1 protein-coding gene and 1 pseudogene are annotated in these 1,588 nt (G+C 69.9%); both read right to left on the reverse strand.

Features of this window, described 5'->3' with window-relative positions; translation table 11 throughout:
• Positions 1–192: pseudogene (locus tag AC1DVT_RS20200) on the reverse strand (DUF1684 domain-containing protein); the annotation flags it as partial.
• Positions 189–1,571 (reverse strand): NtaA/DmoA family FMN-dependent monooxygenase, encoded by a 1,383-nt coding sequence (locus AC1DVT_RS20205; RefSeq protein ID WP_477391180.1) that lies wholly within the window; start codon positions 1,569–1,571, stop codon positions 189–191. The pseudogene AC1DVT_RS20200 and the gene AC1DVT_RS20205, both read right to left, overlap by 4 nt.
• Between the last annotated feature and the right edge of the window lie 17 nt (positions 1,572–1,588).

Genomic DNA, 1,588 nt, shown 5'->3' on the forward strand with positions numbered 1-1,588 from the left:
CCCCGGTCCGGTCGACCACTCTCCCGGCAGCCCCGCGATCTGCAGCGGCTCCACACCAAGCCAGTGCAGACCGGTGACGGCCAGGAAGCCGTGCGGATCGGCGCGACGCGCCTCGTGGGTGCGGTGCCAGTCCTCCCAGTCGCGCCCGAACTGCGCGCGGTCCAGGACAGGTGCGCTCGTCGTGTCGCTCATCGTCCGCCTCCCACCGTGGCCGCGAGCTGGCCGCGACGCTCTGGAATGGGCAGACCGAGGTTCTCACGCAGCGTGCTGCCGGTGTACTCGGTGCGCAGCGAGCCGCGCTCCTGCAGGAGCGGCACGACCTTGTCGACGAACTCGTCGATGCCGCCAGGAGTGATGTGCCCGCCCAGCACGACACCGTCCGCACCGTCGTTCTGGATGAAGTCGTCGAGCGCGTCGGCGACCTGCTGCGGGGTGCCGATGTAGTCGGCACGTGCCGACACCTCGGCGGCGACGCCGCGGATGCTGAGACCCTTGGCCTCGGACAGCTCACGCCAGCGGCGCACCACCTCGAAACGGTCCTGGTGGATGAACGCGCGGCCCTGGATGATCGGCGGCGCAGTCGGGTCGGGATCGATGTCCGGCAGCGGTCCGTCGATGTCATACGCGGAGAGATCCACGTTCCAGAGCTGCTCGAAGAGCACCTGCACCGTGCGGTCGCTGAGCTGCTGCTCGAGCAGGTAGCGGGCCTTGTCCTCAGCATCCGCCTTCGAGTCCCCCAGCACGAAGCCTGCGCCCGGGACGATCTTCAGGTCGTCGGGGTTGCGGCCGAATGCACGGGCGCGACCCTTGATGTCGACGTAGAACTCGTGCGCCTCGGGGAGGCGCGAGTAGGGCGAGAAGACCAGATCGGAGTTCGCGGCGGCGAAGTCGCGGCCCTGCGGAGACACGCCGGCCTGCACGAGCACCGGCCGGCCCTGCGGGCTGCGCGGCACGGTGAACCGGCCCTCGATGTCGAACTGCGCGCCGGTGTGCTCGAATGCCCCGGCGGTCTCGTCCGCGAGGAACCGCCCGGTCGCCTTGTCGGCGACGATGGCGTCCTCGGCCCACGAGTCCCACAGCTCCCGGACGGTGTTCACGAACTCCTCGGCACGCGCGTACCGGTCCTCGCGGGTGAGGAAGCCGCCGCGCCGGAAGTTCTGCCCGGTGAACGCGTCCCAGCTGGTGACGATGTTCCAGCCGGCACGGCCACCGGAGAGGTGGTCGAGGCTGGAGAGCTGACGGGCCAGCTCGTACGGCTCGTTGAAGGTCGCGTTCAGCGTGCCGATGAGGCCGATGTGCTCGGTGACCGCGGCGAGCGCGGCCAGCACCGGGAGGGTGTCGGGCCGACCCGCGATGTCGTGGTCGAACACCTTCCCGGCCCGCTCGCGCAGTGCGAGCCCCTCGGCCAGGAAGAAGTAGTCGAACCGGCCGCGCTCGGCGGTCTGCGCGACATGGCGGAACGTGTCGAACTCGATCTGGCTGCCCGCGTCGGGGTGCTCCCACAGGGTGTGCTCGTTGACCCCGCCGACGTACGCGGCGAGGATGATCTGCTTGCGAGGTGTCGTGCTCATGTTCGGCTCCTTGTGTC

Source organism: Microbacterium sp. P2_F9 (assembly GCF_056403635.1).